At 46.5% G+C, this 18,708-nt stretch carries 13 protein-coding genes; 9 read left to right on the forward strand and 4 right to left on the reverse strand.

Annotation, left to right across the window (positions count from 1 at the left end):
• Positions 1-81: 81 nt before the first annotated feature.
• The 4 genes from gltB to LU290_RS08190 all read right to left on the reverse strand — a co-directional run bounded on the left by gltB (position 82) and on the right by LU290_RS08190 (position 11,440).
• Positions 82-4,560, reverse strand: coding sequence for a glutamate synthase large subunit (gene gltB / locus LU290_RS08175; protein WP_277808110.1), 4,479 nt, complete (start codon positions 4,558-4,560; stop codon positions 82-84).
• Positions 4,561-5,109: 549 nt separating this feature from the next.
• Positions 5,110-6,729: a mechanosensitive ion channel family protein gene (locus LU290_RS08180; protein WP_277808111.1), complete on the reverse strand. Its 1,620-nt coding sequence runs from the start codon at positions 6,727-6,729 to the stop codon at positions 5,110-5,112.
• 165 nt (positions 6,730-6,894) lie between these two features.
• Positions 6,895-11,349, reverse strand: coding sequence for a YadA-like family protein (locus LU290_RS08185; RefSeq protein WP_277808112.1), 4,455 nt, complete (start codon positions 11,347-11,349; stop codon positions 6,895-6,897).
• Complete coding sequence (locus LU290_RS08190; protein ID WP_277808113.1) at positions 11,291-11,440, reverse strand: ESPR-type extended signal peptide-containing protein; 150 nt, start codon at positions 11,438-11,440, stop codon at positions 11,291-11,293. The genes LU290_RS08185 and LU290_RS08190 overlap by 59 nt, the downstream gene beginning before the upstream one ends.
• A 502-nt stretch (positions 11,441-11,942) precedes the next feature.
• On the opposite strand from LU290_RS08190, the gene ahcY reads away from it, so the two are divergent.
• The 9 genes from ahcY to LU290_RS08235 all read left to right on the forward strand — a co-directional run bounded on the left by ahcY (position 11,943) and on the right by LU290_RS08235 (position 18,548).
• The gene (ahcY, locus tag LU290_RS08195; protein ID WP_277808114.1) at positions 11,943-13,307 is read left to right on the forward strand and encodes an adenosylhomocysteinase; all 1,365 of its coding nucleotides are present in this window, start codon (positions 11,943-11,945) and stop codon (positions 13,305-13,307) included.
• Between the two features lie 66 nt (positions 13,308-13,373).
• Positions 13,374-13,709, forward strand: a complete 336-nt coding sequence (locus tag LU290_RS08200) for a DUF1294 domain-containing protein (RefSeq protein ID WP_277808115.1) — start codon at positions 13,374-13,376, stop codon at positions 13,707-13,709.
• Between the two features lie 37 nt (positions 13,710-13,746).
• Positions 13,747-14,322 (forward strand): DNA-3-methyladenine glycosylase I, encoded by a 576-nt coding sequence (locus LU290_RS08205; RefSeq protein ID WP_277808116.1) that lies wholly within the window; start codon positions 13,747-13,749, stop codon positions 14,320-14,322.
• Entirely contained in the window at positions 14,288-14,878 is a 591-nt protein-coding gene (locus LU290_RS08210; RefSeq protein WP_277808117.1) for a hypothetical protein, read from the forward strand. The genes LU290_RS08205 and LU290_RS08210 overlap by 35 nt, the downstream gene beginning before the upstream one ends.
• A 15-nt stretch (positions 14,879-14,893) precedes the next feature.
• Entirely contained in the window at positions 14,894-15,637 is a 744-nt protein-coding gene (locus LU290_RS08215; RefSeq protein WP_277808118.1) for a 16S rRNA (uracil(1498)-N(3))-methyltransferase, read from the forward strand.
• Positions 15,637-16,698, forward strand: a complete 1,062-nt coding sequence (gene dinB / locus LU290_RS08220) for a DNA polymerase IV (RefSeq protein ID WP_277808119.1) — start codon at positions 15,637-15,639, stop codon at positions 16,696-16,698. The genes LU290_RS08215 and dinB overlap by 1 nt, the downstream gene beginning before the upstream one ends.
• Positions 16,699-16,917: 219 nt before the next feature.
• Positions 16,918-17,196, forward strand: coding sequence for an FAD assembly factor SdhE (locus LU290_RS08225; RefSeq protein WP_277808120.1), 279 nt, complete (start codon positions 16,918-16,920; stop codon positions 17,194-17,196).
• Between the two features lie 4 nt (positions 17,197-17,200).
• The gene (locus LU290_RS08230; protein WP_277808121.1) at positions 17,201-17,665 is read left to right on the forward strand and encodes a UbiA prenyltransferase family protein; all 465 of its coding nucleotides are present in this window, start codon (positions 17,201-17,203) and stop codon (positions 17,663-17,665) included.
• Positions 17,666-17,846: 181 nt separating this feature from the next.
• Positions 17,847-18,548: a YidB family protein gene (locus LU290_RS08235; protein WP_277808122.1), complete on the forward strand. Its 702-nt coding sequence runs from the start codon at positions 17,847-17,849 to the stop codon at positions 18,546-18,548.
• The last annotated feature ends 160 nt before the right edge of the window (positions 18,549-18,708 follow it).

Here is an 18,708-nt window from a genome sequence, read left to right on the forward strand (position 1 = left end):
CTATAAATTTTTGCTTTGGGTGGATTTGCCAAAGCCCAATCTTTGACAAATCTGCCTGTATGTTCAGCGGACAAGCGGTGGTTAAGCCGTGATTTGACGAAGTTCGACCACTTTTCTTTGCTTATGCCCAAGCAAGGCGTGAACATCAACAGTCTTTGGCTTGACCAGCTTAAAGCGAGTGCTGGCATTCTCCCAGTCGGACAATAGCGCCTGCCCAATCACACTCATCGTAAGACTGATGTGGCGAGCGATGAGTCCACGCAGATGCTCTTGATGCGTCGGCAAATCTGCCAATGACAGCACTTCCACCATCTCGGTATTGACGCATTTGGTGAAGTTGTCATCTTCATCAAGCACATAGGCATAGCCACCTGTCATGCCTGCCCCAAAGTTAATACCTGTCTTGCCCAGCACCACGACCGCACCGCCTGTCATGTATTCACAGCCGTTATCGCCGATGCCTTCAACGATGGCAGTCGCCCCAGAGTTACGCACGGCAAAGCGCTCACCTGCACGCCCTGACAAGAACAGCTCGCCGCCAGTCGCACCGTACAGACAGGTATTGCCTGCGATGGTCGCTTCATGTGGCAAGAAGCTTACGCCCTGATGCGGCTTGATGACAATGCGACCGCCCGCCATGCCCTTACCGACATAGTCGTTGGCATCGCCTGTTAGGGTAAGGTTGATACCCCCTGTCAGCCACACGCCAAGGCTTTGTCCTGCCGTGCCGTTTAGGGCGATGTCATAAGTCGTCTTAGAGCCACGGTTGCCGTGCGTTTTGGCGATTTGACCTGCAAGGCTTGCACCGATACTGCGGTCGGTGTTTTTGACATCAAAGCTCATCGACACCGTCTTATCGCCATTGTCGCTTTCATGCTCAATGCGTGAGCTAGACAGAATCTGTGCGTTCAGCTCGCCTTTATCAAACGGCGGGTTCGCCTGCGTGCAGTAGCGGCTACTGCCTGCTGGTACAGCTGGAGCGTATAGCAAGGCTTGCAAGGTCAGCTTTTGCTGTTTGGCGGTATTGCCTTGTAAAATTTCAAGCAAATCGGTGCGACCAACCAAATCATTAAACTCTGACACACCAAGACTTGCCATGATTTGTCGCACATCTTGGGCGATGAATTTAAAGTAGTTCATCGCTTTTTCTTTATCGCCGTGATAGTGATTGTCTCGCAAGGTCTTATCTTGGGTTGCCACACCTGTGGCGCAGTTGTTCAGATGGCAAATACGCAGATAACGACAGCCGAGCGCCACCATTGGACCTGTGCCAAAACCAAAGCTCTCCGCTCCCAAAAGTGCCGCCTTGACGACATCCAGCCCTGTTTTTAGACCGCCATCGACTTGCAAACGAACCTTGTGGCGTAAGTTGTTTTCAAGCAAGGCTTGATGTGCCTCAGCCAGACCAAGCTCCCACGGACTGCCTGCGTATTTGACGCTAGAAATCGGACTTGCCCCTGTGCCACCATCATAGCCTGCGATGGTAATGAGATCGGCATAGGCTTTTGCCACGCCTGTGGCGATCGTACCAACGCCTGCCAAAGACACCAGTTTGACTGAAATCAAGGCTTTTGGATTGATTTGTTTTAAATCAAAAATTAACTGAGCCAAATCCTCGATAGAATAAATGTCATGATGCGGTGGCGGCGAGATGAGTGTTGAGCCTGGCACGGCATAGCGAAGCTGGGCGATGTAAGGCGTTACCTTGTCGCCTGGCAGCTGTCCGCCCTCGCCAGGTTTTGCCCCTTGGGCGACTTTAATCTGAATGACATCAGCGCTCATCAAATAAGCCGCCGTCACCCCAAAACGCCCTGACGCCACCTGCTTAATGCGTGAAACCTTATCCGTGCCATAGCGAGCAGGGTCTTCACCGCCCTCGCCTGAGTTTGAAAATCCGCCCAAGCCATTCATCGCCTGTGCCAGCGACTCGTGCGCCTCTGGGCTTAATGCACCGATGGAGATGGCGGCTGAGTCAAAGCGTTTGTAAAGATTGTCCGCAGATTCCACTTCATCGACTGAGATGGGTGTTTGCTCTTTGAGCTTTAACAAATCTCGCAAGGTCATGGCATCTCGCTCATTGACCGCTTTTTTGTAGCGTTCATAGTCGGCATAGTCGCCACTATTGACCGCTTGTTGTAGAGTATTGACGACTTCTGGGTTGTAGGCGTGATACTCAGCATTTGGCTTGAATTTCAACAGTCCGCCAGCAGGCACAGGCACACTGGCTCGCCATGCCTCCTTACCCACCTTGACAAGCTGGTCTTCAATGTCGGCAAAGTCCGCCCCACCAATGCGACTGACCATGCCATCAAAGCATACTTTGCCAATCTCATCGCCCAAACCCACGATTTCAAACAGTCTGGCACAGCGATAAGACGACACACAAGAGATGCCCATTTTTGACATGATTTTGTACAGACCTTTGTTGATGCTGTATCTAAAATTGGCATGTACCGTGCGAATGTCTTTGTCAATCGCCCCGATATTTACCATGTGAGCAAGTGATTCATACGCCAAATACGGATAAACAGCGGTCGCACCAAGTCCGATCAGTACGGCAAAATGGTGCGGGTTGCGTGGCTCGCCAGACTCTACGATGATGTTGGCATCACAGCGTAGATTATTGGCAACCAAATAATTTTGTAGCATACCCACCGCCATCGCTGATGGGATAGGCAGGCGAGATTTTGCCAGATTTCTGTCCGAGACGATGAGTAGCACCGCCCCATCTTTGATCGCCTTTTGTGCGTCATCGGCTAGGCGTGCCAAGGCACTTTGTAGGCTTTCGTTACTTGGGTCAAAAGTGGCGTCCAGTCGTGCGTGCTGATAATGCTCAGCAGGCAGATTTAGAATTTGCATCATGTCCGAATGCACCAAAATCGGCGAGTCAAAATTGACACGGCTAGACATACCTTCTGCCTCAAAGAACACACTCATCTCACGACCAATGCTCGTGGTTAGGCTCATGACATGCGCCTCACGCAAAGGGTCGATGGGTGGGTTGGTGACTTGGGCGAAATACTGACGGAAATAATCAAACAACACACGCGGACGATGGGACAGCACCGCAAAAGGCGTGTCATCACCCATAGAGCCGATCGCCTCTTGACCATCCTCGCCCATCACACGAATGATGCTTTCAAGCTCTTCTTGGTCGTACAAAAACTGCTTTTGGTAGCTTGCCAGAGTATCGCTATCCATCTGCGCCTTGCCAATTTCCTCATCAGCCACCTCACTAAATGGCGTGAGTTTTTTCACATTTTTGTCAAGCCATGCACGGTATGGGTGGCGGTCTTTAAGCTCGCTGTCAATTTCATGAGAATGCAAGATTTTACCCAGCTTGGTGTCAATCACCAAAAGCTGACCTGGTCCGACACGCCCTTTTTCCACCACTTCGTCAGGGGCATAATCCCAAATGCCCACCTCAGATGCGATGGTGATCAGGCGGTCTTGGGTGATGACAAAGCGTGCAGGGCGCAGTCCATTTCTATCAAGGTTACACGCCGCATAGCGACCGTCCGACAGCACGATGCCCGCAGGTCCGTCCCACGGCTCCATGTGCATGGAGTTAAAATCATAAAACGCTCGCAAATCATCGTCCATCACAGGGTTTTTTTGCCATGCAGGTGGCACAAGCAGTCGCATCGCACGGAACAAGTCCATGCCGCCACACACGAACACTTCTAGCATGTTATCCAGCGAGCTAGAATCCGAATCGGTCTCATTGACAAAGGGCGCAGCAGTCTGCAAATCGGCGATGAGCGGCGTGCGATATTTATAAGCTCGAGCCCTAGCCCATGCACGGTTGCCTGAGATGGTGTTGATCTCGCCGTTATGGGCAAGATAGCGAAACGGCTGAGCCAATCGCCAGCGTGGCTGGGTGTTGGTACTAAACCGCTGATGAAACAGCGCAATCGCCGACTGCATACGAAGGTCGCCCAAATCAGGATAAAACTTCGTCAAGTCCTTTGGCATGCACAGACCCTTATAGATGATGGTCTGATTGGAAAAACTACAAATATAAAAATCTTTATTTTCGGGGGTTTCAAGGCGTTTTTCGATGCGGCGGCGAGTCACAAACAGGCGTCTTTGTAGGTCTCTGACGCTCCAGCCGTTTGGGGCATTGATGAACACTTGGCAGATTTTTGGCATTTCTGCCAAGGCAATCTCACCAAGCACGCTTGGATTGACAGGCACATCACGCCAATGAGCCACCGACAAAGTCTCAGCGGTCAGCTCTTCATTGATGACATCAATGCACGCTTTGGCAAGCGCCTCGTCATTGGGCAAAAAAATCTGTCCCACCGCAAAATTGCCCGCCAGCACAAAGCCTGACTCACTGGCAATGGTGCGAAAAAAGCTGACTGGCAACTGCAAGGACAGACCACAGCCATCGCCCGTCTTACCATCTGATAAAATCGCCCCACGGTGTTGCATTCTGGCAAGCCCCAAAATGGCATTTCGCACCACTTTGTGACTTGGCACGCCGTCAATATTAGCAATCAAACCAAAGCCGCAGTTTTCTTTTGGCTCGTGGCGGTTATAAAGTGCGTTGGTCATACAATCTCCACCAAAAAAAATTTGCTCGCCAAACTGAACGCAATGCATCAATCATCGCTTATTCATCAGTTTTTATTATGCTAGCATTTGTTATGTTTATGAATGGCGGTATTATAGTTATTTTTAAAATAAATTTATATAGGTATCATAAAAAATGATAAATAAAGCAATCTTTCAATAAAAATCTGATAAATTTGCCAATAAAAAAAACCCCAAGCATTTCTTGGGGTCTTAAAAATAGGCGGTGATCGCATGAGAATTTATATGCACTGAGAAATTTTAAAGCGAATTTTAAATTACCACAAGTTAAACCACTGTCCGTAGGGGTTAATTGCAATTAGTAGGGGCTAATTGCAATTAGCCCCTACCTGACCACAGCAAAATTTAGATTTGGTTCATGTGATGGCTTATGTGGCAATTTTACTTCAAAGTCTGCCAAATCCGTTCGCCATAAACCTGCCTGCCGATAGCGGTTTTCTGCCAGGCTCTCCAAGCTCAGCTCAGACAAAATGACTAAATTGTGTTATGTTTTGGAGCTGATTGACCATATCATTTTTCAAAGTCTCTCACATCATCCTGCTGCAAATGCACGCTTTGGCTGGGCAGAGCGTGCTTGACGGCATATTGTTCAAGCTGAGCCAAGATGTCCACGATCAGCTCGCTTTGCTTACCATAAAACTCAATCACCCCACCAGCATTGATGTAGCAGCGCATCTGCACCACAAAGCAGTCTTGACGCATCTCGGTGATGTGTACCTGCGTCCATTCATCATTTACATGGTCATGTCCGCTGATGAACATCTGTATGCCACGAATCATTCTGGCAAGCTCGTCAGGGTCGGCATCTCGAGCGATGTATAAATTATGCAGAAAATGAAACATATCACGAGTGGCATAGTTTTCGATTTGCATGGAAGAAAACTCGCCATTTGGGACGGTCACCACCGTACGATTGAGCGTGCGAATGCGACTAGAACGAATGCCAATGTCAATCACCGTGCCTTCAAGATTGCCAAAACGGCAATAATCTCCCACTCGCACAGGACGGTCGGCGACCACCACGACAGAACCGATGAGATTTTCGATGGTTTTTTGCGCACCAAAGGCAAGCGCCAGACCGCCCACCCCAAGCGCTGCAATCCCTGTCGTCAGATCAAAGCCCAAATTACCCAAGATGATGATGAGCGCCAAAATGAGCATCAGCGCCTTGGCAACTTTACGCATCAGACTTAAAATAGACAGCTGCTCTGGGCGATTGCGCTTTAAGCTCATTGCCTCAGCCCGCCCAAACAGCGCATCGATGAGACGCAGCATCAGCCACGCTGTCGCACCCCATGCAATGACATCTTTAAAACGACCAAAAGACGCGCGTAAAGTTACTGGTACGCCTGCTCGCAACATGATTTCAGGCAAAAGCATTGCCACGATGATGAGCGCCAGTGGCATGATGACGGTCGGTGTGATGCGATAGACCTTACCGCTTGCCGTCTGATATACAAGCTTAGTCAGCCAGTACAGCAGCCACACGAGCGCATAGACGACCAGATACGCCCCCACCACCAAGATGATGAGCGCTAAGATGTCACCAACATTCGCCCCAAACACTTGATGGCGACTGACTTCATCAAGATCTAGACGCTGAGCAAGCGTGGGGGTAGATTTGGTGGTCTGCGGCAGCTTAGCAAGCGTCTCTTTGGAAAACTGCCAATACACCGCCCCATCGTCGCTTTCACGGCGTACCATCAAAATGTCAATATGCTCATTCATCAGCTGAATCTCGCCCACCTTATCGACATCCACAGGCAAGTGATCTGACAAATCACCCATGACATCAGCACTGATTTGCAAATCAGGAGCGAGCCTACCACCTGCATCCAGCGCTTTTTTAAAACGGCGGACGATTTCCTCATCGGAAGTCTTGGTGCCCGACAGATAACGCCCGTCCAAATAGTTTGCCGCAAGGGCTGCGTCATCAGCGGCGATTGCCTTCATGAATCCTTGCACCGCCCCTCTTGGTGTCTCTCGCCCAAAAGTATCCCTAGGCTTAGACTCCGCCTGTGTGGCGACAGGATTTAGCACCCCTTTGGCGGAGCTGGCATGACTGATGGGCGCCAGTAGCCACACCACCGCCATCAGCATCGACAGCACCATCTTTTGCATCACATTCATCACGCCTCACATCATTCATTCAACCATAAGACGCCATGCTATCAATTTTTCACAGCAAAGACAAGATGGATGCCTTGTCTAGCATGGCAACCCTCCACAAAAAAATCCACTTGATGTAGGCAAGTGGATTTTTTAAGTTTAAGCTGTGTTTTTCACAACAATCGATCATCTCCAACGATAACCCACACCAGCACCAAAAGTGCCAGCACCTGATGAAGTCGCCGAGCCGCCAAACTTATAGCTGAATTTCCCAGAAGGAGATGCGCCCGTCATGCCAATGGCAACGGCCTGTTCGCCATTGTATACGCCTGTGCCGCCCGTGATGTAATGACCACCTGCACTCGGGGCGGGCATCATGGCGAGTGCCACCGCACCAGCAATACCCGCACTCAACTCTTTGTCAAGCTCGGTTACTCTTTGATCCATGACTTGATACTGCCCTTCTAGCACCTCCAGACGACCTGTAAACGCAGTCATTTGCGTTGCCATTGCACCGACCTGCTGTTCAGCAGCGTCAATGCGAGCATCGTAACCTGCCACCTGATTGACCGCCGTCATCGCTGCATCCTGCGCCGACTGAATGCGGCCATCAAAACCCAGCACGGTACGATTTAACGCATCCACCGAGCTTTGATCAGCCTTAGTAGCAACAGTAGCATTGGTGGCGTCAAGGGCAGATTGGTCTGCTTTGTTTGCAATGACTTGATCTTGTGCTTGGTTTTGTGCATCAACATAAGTGGTGTCAGCTTTGCCATCTACTTTTGTGGTTAAAGCATCAACGGCAGTTTTGTCAGCTTTAGTAGCAACAGTAGCATTGGTGGCGTCAAGGGCTGATTGATCGGCTTTGGTTGCAATCGCTGTTGTGTTGGCATCTACTTTGTCATTGACATCATTCACTCGATTGCCCAAGGCGGTTAATTGAGTGTGTTGTTGTTTAAAACTTTCAATGGCATCAGCTTTTAATTGATCAACGGTAGATTGATCGGCTTTGCCATCTACTTTTGTGGTTAAAGCATCAACGGCAGTTTTGTCAGCTTTAGTAGCAACAGTAGCATTGGTGGCGTCAAGGGCAGATTGGTCAGCCTTTGAAGCTAGGTCAGCTTTGTCAGCTTTGGCATCAAGGGCAGATGCATCGGCTTTGCCATCAACTCTTGTAGTTAAAGCATCAACGGCAGTTTTGTCTGCTTTAGTAGCGACAGTAGCATTGGTGGCATCAAGGGCAGATGCATCGGCTTTGCCATCAACTCTTGTAGTTAAAGCATCAACGGCAGTTTTGTCAGCCTTAGTAGCAACAGTAGCATTGGTGGCGTCAAGGGCTGATTGATTCGCCTTGGTTGCAATGACTTGATCTTGTGCTTGGTTTTGTGCATCAACATAAGTGGTGTCAGCTTTGCCATCAACTTTTGTAGTTAAAGCATCAACGGCAGTTTTGTCAGCTTTAGTAGCAACAGTAGCATTAGTTGCATCAAGGGCAGATTGGTCAGCCTTTGAAGCTAGGTCAGCTTTGTCAGCTTTGGCATCAAGGGCAGATGCATCGGCTTTGCCATCAACTCTTGTAGTTAAAGCATCAACGGCAGTTTTGTCTGCTTTAGTAGCGACAGTAGCATTGGTGGCATCAAGGGCAGATGCATCGGCTTTGCCATCAACTCTTGTAGTTAAAGCATCAACGGCAGTTTTGTCAGCCTTAGTAGCAACAGTAGCATTGGTGGCGTCAAGGGCTGATTGATTCGCCTTGGTTGCAATGACTTGATCTTGTGCTTGGTTTTGTGCATCAACATAAGTGGTGTCAGCTTTGCCATCAACTTTTGTAGTTAAAGCATCAACGGCAGTTTTGTCAGCTTTAGTAGCAACAGTAGCATTAGTTGCATCAAGGGCAGATTGGTCAGCCTTTGAAGCTAGGTCAGCTTTGTCAGCTTTGGCATCAAGGGCAGATGCATCGGCTTTGCCATCAACTCTTGTAGTTAAAGCATCAACGGCAGTTTTGTCTGCTTTAGTAGCGACAGTAGCATTGGTGGCATCAAGGGCAGATGCATCGGCTTTGCCATCAACTCTTGTAGTTAAAGCATCAACGGCAGTTTTGTCAGCCTTAGTAGCAACAGTAGCATTGGTGGCGTCAAGGGCTGATTGATTCGCCTTGGTTGCAATGACTTGATCTTGTGCTTGGTTTTGTGCATCAACATAAGTGGTGTCAGCTTTGCCATCAACTTTTGTAGTTAAAGCATCAACGGCAGTTTTGTCAGCTTTAGTAGCAACAGTAGCATTAGTTGCATCAAGGGCAGATTGGTCAGCCTTTGAAGCTAGGTCAGCTTTGTCAGCTTTGGCATCAAGGGCAGATGCATCGGCTTTGCCATCAACTCTTGTAGTTAAAGCATCAACGGCAGTTTTGTCTGCTTTAGTAGCGACAGTAGCATTGGTGGCATCAAGGGCAGATGCATCGGCTTTGCCATCAACTCTTGTAGTTAAAGCATCAACGGCAGTTTTGTCAGCCTTAGTAGCAACAGTAGCATTGGTGGCGTCAAGGGCTGATTGATTCGCCTTGGTTGCAATGACTTGATCTTGTGCTTGGTTTTGTGCATCAACATAAGTGGTGTCAGCTTTGCCATCAACTTTTGTAGTTAAAGCATCAACGGCAGTTTTGTCAGCTTTAGTAGCAACAGTAGCATTAGTTGCATCAAGGGCAGATTGGTCAGCCTTTGAAGCTAGGTCAGCTTTGTCAGCTTTGGCATCAAGGGCAGATGCATCGGCTTTGCCATCAACTCTTGTAGTTAAAGCATCAACGGCAGTTTTGTCTGCTTTAGTAGCGACAGTAGCATTGGTGGCATCAAGGGCAGATGCATCGGCTTTGCCATCAACTCTTGTAGTTAAAGCATCAACGGCAGTTTTGTCAGCCTTAGTAGCAACAGTAGCATTGGTGGCGTCAAGGGCTGATTGATTCGCCTTGGTTGCAATGACTTGATCTTGTGCTTGGTTTTGTGCATCAACATAAGTGGTGTCAGCTTTGCCATCAACTTTTGTAGTTAAAGCATCAACGGCAGTTTTGTCAGCTTTAGTAGCAACAGTAGCATTAGTTGCATCAAGGGCAGATTGGTCAGCCTTTGAAGCTAGGTCAGCTTTGTCAGCTTTGGCATCAAGGGCAGATGCATCGGCTTTGCCATCAACTCTTGTAGTTAAAGCATCAACGGCAGTTTTGTCTGCTTTAGTAGCGACAGTAGCATTGGTGGCATCAAGGGCAGATGCATCGGCTTTGCCATCAACTCTTGTAGTTAAAGCATCAACGGCAGTTTTGTCAGCCTTAGTAGCAACAGTAGCATTGGTGGCGTCAAGGGCTGATTGATTCGCCTTGGTTGCAATGACTTGATCTTGTGCTTGGTTTTGTGCATCAACATAAGTGGTGTCAGCTTTGCCATCAACTTTTGTAGTTAAAGCATCAACGGCAGTTTTGTCAGCTTTAGTAGCAACAGTAGCATTAGTTGCATCAAGGGCAGATTGGTCAGCCTTTGAAGCTAGGTCAGCTTTGTCAGCTTTGGCATCAAGGGCAGATGCATCGGCTTTGCCATCTACTTTTGTGGTTAAAGCATCAACGGCGGTTTTGTCAGCCTTAGTAGCAACAGTAGCATTAGTGGCGTCAAGGGCTGATTGATCGGCTTTGGCATCAACTTTTGTGGTTAAAGCATCAACGGCAGTTTTGTCTGCTTTAGTAGCGACAGTAGCATTGGTGGCATCAAGGGCAGATGCATCGGCTTTGCCATCAACTCTTGTAGTTAAAGCATCAACGGCAGTTTTGTCAGCTTTAGTAGCAACAGTAGCATTGGTGGCGTCAAGGGCAGATTGATCGGCTTTGGTTGCAATCGCTGCTGTGTTGCCATCTACTTTTGTGGTTAGAGCATCAACGGCAGTTTTGTCTGCTTTTTTAGTCAATTCATCATTAACTTTTGCAACTTCTTGGTTGGTGTAAGTTTTTGCTGAATCGACAGAGTTTTTATAAACTTGAGCAAGTGCATCTGTCACTTCTTGAGTACTTGCTTTGGTTGCAATTGCTGCTGTGTTAGCATCTACTTTTGTGGTTAGAGCATCAACGGCAGTTTTGTCAGCCTTAGTAGCAACAGTAGCATTGGTGGCGTCAAGGGCTGATTGGTCTGCTTTGCCATTGATTTGAGTTTGTAGGTTAGGCAGAATGTTGTTGGCTAGGGTTTGTAGCTCACGGTTAGTTGCTGTTTGGGCAGATTGTAGAGCGGTGACAGTAGAAGCGTCTGCTTTACCTGCCAATTCTGTTTTATCGGCTTTGGCGTCAAGGGCTGATTGGTCTGCTTTGCCATCTACTTTTGTGGTTAAAGCATCAACGGCGGTTTTGTCAGCCTTAGTAGCAACAGTAGCATTGGTGGCGTCAAGGGCTGATTGGTCAGCCTTGGCATCGGCTGTTGTTTGTGCTTTTGTGATTTGAGTTTGAAGGTTTGGTAGGATATTATTGGCAAGTATAGCCAAATCGGACTGATTGGCTTTGGTGTTTAGCTGTGTTTGCAAGCCATTTAAGCGAGTGTCAAGTCCATTGACTTCAGAGATCTCAACAGCATGAGCAATCCCCCCCCCCTGCGCAAACGACAGACAAAGCCGCCGCCACAATCACTCGACCTTTCGAGCGAGATTTTGCCGTTTCTGCACAGACCACAGACTGACCTTGTGCGTTACGCTTTACTTTAAAAACCTTATTCATGGCATCTCCTTGACAGATTATAGATTAAATAAAACCACTGGGTAACTTTTTTAATTAAAAATACCGTCTTTAGCCATAGCCATAGCCATAGCCATAGCCATAGCCATAATAATAGCGACTAAAAATAATCCTGTCAATACATAATCATTACCGAGAGCAAAAATTGTGTAATATTTTTTCCAAACAATTTGCTTATTCCATTTTTTTCTTAAAACAGTAAGAGTAAAGTCAGTTTCATACCAAATGAATCAATACCGCCCCCCACAGCACAATCATTTGGCAAATTGACCATAAAATTTGCTATAATAGAAACCCACCAAGAGATGTTGCAACTTTTTTAAAATTTAAAAAAATTAAAAAAGTCAGGCTTGGTTTAGTTATTTTTTATCATTTCAATGTTTTGGGCGAATGTGATTCGCCCCTAAAATGAATGCGGTATTTTATAATTATAAATCAACGACATCTGTTTATCTTTTTTTAACTTTTTATAAGGAATAGACAGATGTCTACTTTTACTGACTACAAAGTCGCCGATATTAGCCTTGCCGAGTTTGGTCGCAAAGAAATCCGCCTTGCCGAAACCGAAATGCCCGCCTTGATGGGACTTCGCAAACGCTACAAAGATGCCCAGCCCCTAAAAGGTGCTAAGATTGTTGGTTGTATCCATATGACCATTCAAACGGCGGTTTTGATTGAGACTTTGGTGGCGCTGGGTGCAGAAGTGCGTTGGACTTCTTGCAATATTTTTAGTACCCAAGACCACGCAGCGGCAGCGATTGCAGCGGCAGGTATTCCTGTATTTGCGTGGAAAGGCGAAACCGAAGAAGAATACGAATGGTGCCTTGAACAGCAAATCCACAAAGACGGCAAGCTTTGGGACGCCAATATGATTCTTGATGACGGTGGCGATTTGACCGCCCTAATCCACAACAAATACCCACAAATGCTTGACCGCATTCATGGTATTTCAGAAGAAACCACAACAGGTGTTCATCGCCTGATTGAGATGCTGAACAACGGTACACTCAAAGTCCCTGCCATCAATGTCAATGACGCCGTTACCAAATCCAAAAACGACAACAAATACGGCTGTCGCCACTCGCTAAACGATGCGATTAAGCGTGGTACGGACATGTTGCTATCTGGTCGCCGTGCGCTCGTCATCGGCTATGGCGATGTGGGTAAGGGGTCGGCTCAGAGCCTACGCCAAGAAGGTATGATTGTACGAGTGTCAGAAATTGACCCGATTTGTGCCATGCAAGCCTGTATGGACGGCTATGAGCTGGTGTCGCCTTATGTGGCAGGCGATGCATCAAAAGGCGTGAACACCGCCCTACTACAAGACACCGACCTTGTCGTGACCACCACGGGCAACTATCATGTGTGCGACCGTGAAATGCTAAAAGCCCTAAAATCAACGGCTGTGGTGTGCAACATCGGACACTTTGACACCGAAATCGACACCCAATTCATGCGTGACAACTGGAAATGGGTGGAGGTCAAACCACAAGTTCATCAGGTTTATCGCTCAAATGACGAAAGCGATTATTTGATTTTGTTGTCGGAAGGTCGCTTGGTAAACTTAGGCAACGCCACAGGACACCCATCACGCATTATGGACGGCTCATTTGCCAACCAAGTGCTAGCTCAAATACACCTATTTGCCGAAAAATTTGCCGACTTGCCAGCCGACAAAAAGGCAGAAAACTTGTATGTTAAAGTTTTGCCCAAAAAACTTGATGAAGAAGTCGCCGCCGCAATGGTGGCAGGCTTTGGCGGTGTGATGACTAAGCTCACCCAAGAGCAGGCTGATTATTTGGGCGTGGCAGTCGATGGTCCGTTTAAGTCTGATGAGTATAAGTATTGATTTTTAATTGGTAATTCTCAATGGATTGGAAATGGTTTTCAATCCATTGATGAAAGAATAAAAACAATGAGCAAAAATAATTCAACCCTTAATTTTATTTGTGGTTTTGCTATTTTTTATATGCTAACCTTGATAATTTTGGTTGCTTTAGGTAAATTCCCAAAACTCATTGTTTCACTTTACTTTGTCGCCAGTATTACTAGTTTTATGATGTATTATGTGGATAAAGATTGTGCCATAAAAGGAAGATATCGCATTCCTGAAAACCAACTATTATTAGCAGATATTCTTGGTGGTTGGTTTGATGGTAGTTTTGCTCATAAATTACTTAATCATAAAAGTACAAAACTTGAATACAGATTGCTATACTACGGTACAATAAATCGCAAACACTTTATTTAATACTTTGATTTATCGCATTTATCCAAATATTTAATTTATGAATAAAATTACCATCAACCGTTGCACTTGGTGTGGCGATGACCCTTTATATGTTGCCTATCACGATAATGAGTGGGGTAAGCCCATTTTTGATGATAGAGCATTATTCGCCCTACTTTGCTTAGAAAGTATGCAAGCAGGATTAAGCTGGATTACGATTCTTAGAAAACGAGAGAATTATTATCACGCCTTTGCTGATTTTGACCCCGCTATTATTGCCACTTTTGATGATAAAAAAATAGATGAGCTAATGCAAAATGCTGGCATTATTCGTCATCGGGGAAAAATTAAAGCCATTATTGACAATGCCAAATTGTATTTAAAAATTACCCAAACCCAATCTTTTTGTGATTATCTTTGGGCAATGTCTCCGAGTGGCTTAACCAAAATCCCAAAAGACAATAAGCCAAAATCCTTATCCGACATTCCAAGCTCTACCGAACATTCCATCAAAATGGCAAAACAACTGAAAAAAGATGGTTTTAAATTTTTGGGAGCAACGACTTGTTATGCATTTATGCAAGCGTGCGGAATGGTAAATGACCATTTGGTGGATTGTGAATTTAGAAATTAAGGGAAAAGCAATGGAAACATTTCTAATAGCATTTCTTTTTTCTGGATTTTATATTTTTATCATAATTTCTTTTGGTTTTTTATTTGCCTATCTTATTTATCTTATGATACAAAAATTTAAAAATCATCAAGAAAATAACGATATAAAAATCATAAAAACCCCCAAACCTGAAAAATACATATTAACCAAACAAGAAATTCAAGAATTATTATTAAGTGAAAATTTTGATAAGTATAATTGCAAAAACTGTGCAATGAAAGAAAAGGATTTATATGAAGTGTTTAAAAATATTTTAAAAGAATATAAAATATATCCAACAAAAATGGATTTAGATGAAAAAGAAATAGAAAATCGTGAAAGCACCATAGAACTTTTAAGTGATGGTTCTTATCAAAAAGAATATACCGCCGAACCCCATATGCTGTATCATTGTCGTTATACAATACACTATCCATCATACGATGAGCTATATCAATCTTGGTTTGGTCGTATGGATTATTATCATCATATTGAAATTATAAGAGAGCTTAATTTTGATATTTTTTCAGCCCATTAAAAATTCGTTTTAATTATGCCCAGATTTTATATTGACACCCCCCTATTCCCCAATCAAATTGGACAAGAAATCACCCTGACTGACACCATTTATCATCATTGGTGCAAAGTTTTGCGTGCCAAAAATGGCGATACTGGCATTTTATTTGATGGCAATAGTGGGGAATATGCAGTTTATTTGACCGAGATTGACAAAAAACAAGCCAAAGTTTTTATTAAAGACTTTAACCCCATTAATCGCACCCCGCCCTTTATTGCCAATATTGGACTTGTGATGAGCCGTGGCGATCGTATGGATTATGCCATTCAAAAAGCGTGCGAAATGGGCGTATCACGCATTCAGCTTTTGACCAGCGAGCGCTGTCAAGAGCATCTCAAATACGAACGAGATAAGAAAAAAATCACCCATTGGCAAGGCGTGGCGATAGCGGCGTGCGAGCAGTGCGGTATGAATCTTATCCCAGAAATTCTACCACCCATCGCTTTGACCGAGTTTGTAGAGCATTGTCAAGATGAGCTAAAACTGGTGCTGGCGCTCAGCGATGGGCAAGTGGATTTTGGTGCATACCAAGATAATTTCCCCAAAACCATCAGCCTGCTCATCGGCGGTGAAGGCGGTCTGTCGCCTAATGAGATTGAGCTTGCCAGATCGCACGGCTTTTTGCCTTGGACGATTGGCGAGCGAGTGCTAAGAACAGAGACCGCCCCTGTGGTGGCACTCACGGCACTGCACACGATCTGGGACATTTATCATAAATAATGAGAAAAATCATACACCTAGACATGGATGCTTTCTTTGCCAGCGTCGAGCAAAGGGACAATCCTGACTATCGTGGCAGACCGCTCATCGTCGGCGGCGACCCCAATGGGCGTGGCGTGGTGGCGGCAGCAAGCTATGAGGTGCGTGCCTTTGGTGTGCGTTCGGCGATGAGCTGCTATGAGGCAAAAAAACGCTGTCCGCAAGCGATTTTTGTGCGTCCACGCTTTGAGGTGTACCGTGCCGTCAGCAGCCAAATCAAGACCATCATGCTAAGCCTGACTGATTTGGTTGAGCCTTTATCGCTTGATGAAGCGTATCTGGATGTGACGGGTCAGACGCATTGCGGCGGCTCAGCGACACTCATGGCAAACTGGCTGCGAGCCGAGATTTACGCCCAAACAGGACTCACTTCATCAGCAGGCGTGTCTTTTAATAAAATGCTTGCCAAAATCGCATCCGACATCAACAAACCCAATGGCATCGCCGTCATCACGCCACAAATGGCGGACGCATTCATCGACGAGCTTGCCATCGAAAAATTCCACGGCATCGGCAAGGCCAGCACCAAACGCCTGCACGAGCTGGGCGTATTTACAGGCAAAGCCTTAAAAAATGTGCCACTGGTACAGCTTGTGGAAATCTTTGGTAATAAACGAGGGCAATTTTATCACGACATCGCCCACGGACGAGACGAACGAGAAGTCAAACCCACCCGTGTGCGCAAATCCATCGGCACCGAAACCACTTTTAAAGAAAACTCCCGTGATGATGCGTTCATTCAGCAAAAAATCAGCGAACAAAACCTAGAAGCATGGCAAGATTTGACCCAAAGACAGCTACAAGCCCACACCGTCACGCTCAAACTCAAATACAGCGATTTTAGCCAAATCACTCGCAGCCACACCGCAAAAATCACCTTCAAAGACCCACAAAATACCCTGTCATGGCTCATCAAACTCTATCAAAACAGCCCAAAACACCTGCCCATCAGGCTTGTGGGCGTGACTTTTTCAAATTTTGAGCCCATAGACAGCACCCGTCAGCTTGATCTGTTTGAATGACCAAACCATCGCCACACCAAGCTTTGCAAATCGATGGTAAGATTTTTAAGCCAAGACTTAAGCCAAGACAGATGGCAAATTTTGTATCATTTTTAATGCCGTTTTGTTATACTTGCATCAGCCAAATTTGCACAAGCCAAAGCCGCCAAGCCAAGCGGTCGGTTTTGGATTTTGGCACAAAAAATTCATCAACAAAGCTAAGTCAATTTTAGAGCATTTATGAGCGACATCGAACCAACCTTAGAACAAAGACGAATCATCTATCAAGCAAGGCGAGGTCTCAAAGAGCTTGATTATTACATCGACCCTTATGTCAAGGCACACTATCTGACCGCCCCAGAGGCAGAGCAGGCGGCATTTGTGCGTCTTTTGGCGCATGAAGATCCTGATTTATTGCTGTTTTTCTTGGGTCAAGAGCGTCCAGAAGATGAGGCAGTGGCAGCACTCATCGAACGCATGAAACAGCTAAAACACACCGAATCAAACACGCCGACCTGATGACATGCCCACCAGCAAGCCTGCCAAGCGCTCAAAAAACCGCCTGCATCTGGATGTCACGCTTGGTCGTCATTTTTCAATATCGTGGCTGGCTTATGCATCGCTGACGCTCATTTTTGCGTGGCTGGCAGGTCTGCCTTGGTGGGTGCTTATGCTCTTGATTGCGTTGGCGGTCGCCCTATCTTTGCTCAGGCATTTTCAGGTCAAGCCCACAAAGCTAAGCTGTCATCACATTGACGAGCTTTGGGACATTGGCGTCAACATGGGACAAAAACACGCCCTGTGGCAGGGCTACCTTACTGACGCACGCACCCTTCACACCCCTTTAAAAGCTGTATTTTTAAGTTTTCATGTGGTCGAGCCCCGCCGCCAAAGGCTGGATGTCATCATTCATCGACACCAAGTGGATGATGCCAATTTTCGTAAGCTTTTGGGCATTTGCGTCATGGACGCCTCAAAGTTTGGCTAACCATCCACCCAAAGCCGCAGCACGCACACAAAGCCACCAAAATCTTTGGCAAAAGTCGCACAAACACCATCAAAGTTTACACAACACCGACACTTTTGGGCGCAAATTTTGATAAGATGGACGCACTTTACATGATTTTATTTTCAATGTATTTTCAATACCAACTTCATAAGGAACACTCATGAGCCTATTACAATCCATCGTTACCCAAGTCGCCCAAAACGCCTTAAAAGACAGCCGTACATCATCGCAAGGCAGCCCAGCCGATGCCCTAGGTGGTCTTTTGGGTGGTCTGTCAGGACAGCAAGCCAACAATGCAGGTCTGGGCGGTCTTTTGGGTCAGGTACTTGGCGGTCAGCCACAGGCGCAGCAAGGCGGCTTGGGCGGTCTTTTGGGTGGACTTCTAGGCGGTCAAAGCCAGACTCGCCAAGCCAGCCCGACCGATCTTGGTGGACTTCTAGGCGGTCTGTTAGGCGGTCAGTCACCGCTACCAAATCGCCAAGCAGGTGGTTTTAACAAATCCACCCTACTGCTTGCGCTGCTGCCAATCGTGCTAAGCTACATTCAAAAAAATGGCGGTCTGTCAGGCGTACTTGCCAAATTTCAAGGCAATGGTCTGGGCAACAAAGCCCAATCTTGGGTAAACATCGACACCGACAATGACGGCATCGATGCGCAGGACATCGCTCGTGTGTTTGACAATCAAGACATCGCCAAAGTCTGCTCACAAACGGGCGCCAGCGAGCAAGAAGTCTGCCAAGGCATCGCCGAGCTTTTGCCACAGGTGATGAACGACTTAACACCAAAAGGCAGCCTAGACAACGAACAGCAAGCCAACGACGAGATCGAGCAAATCCTAGCTCAGCTTAAAGGCAAATTTTAATCTTTGCTGACAGATAGACTTGATGAAAAATTGATAACTCTTGTCAGTTTATCCATAAAGCCATCGATTTTTTCGGTGGCTTTTTAGTAGGGTTCATTCATCAGCAAAATCCCACCAAAAAAAACAGTTCAGCTTTGCCTGCTTTTTTGTTATGATGGCG

It is taken from the genome of Moraxella nasibovis (assembly GCF_029581575.1).
GTDB classification, from domain to species: Bacteria; Pseudomonadota; Gammaproteobacteria; order Pseudomonadales; family Moraxellaceae; genus Moraxella; species Moraxella nasibovis.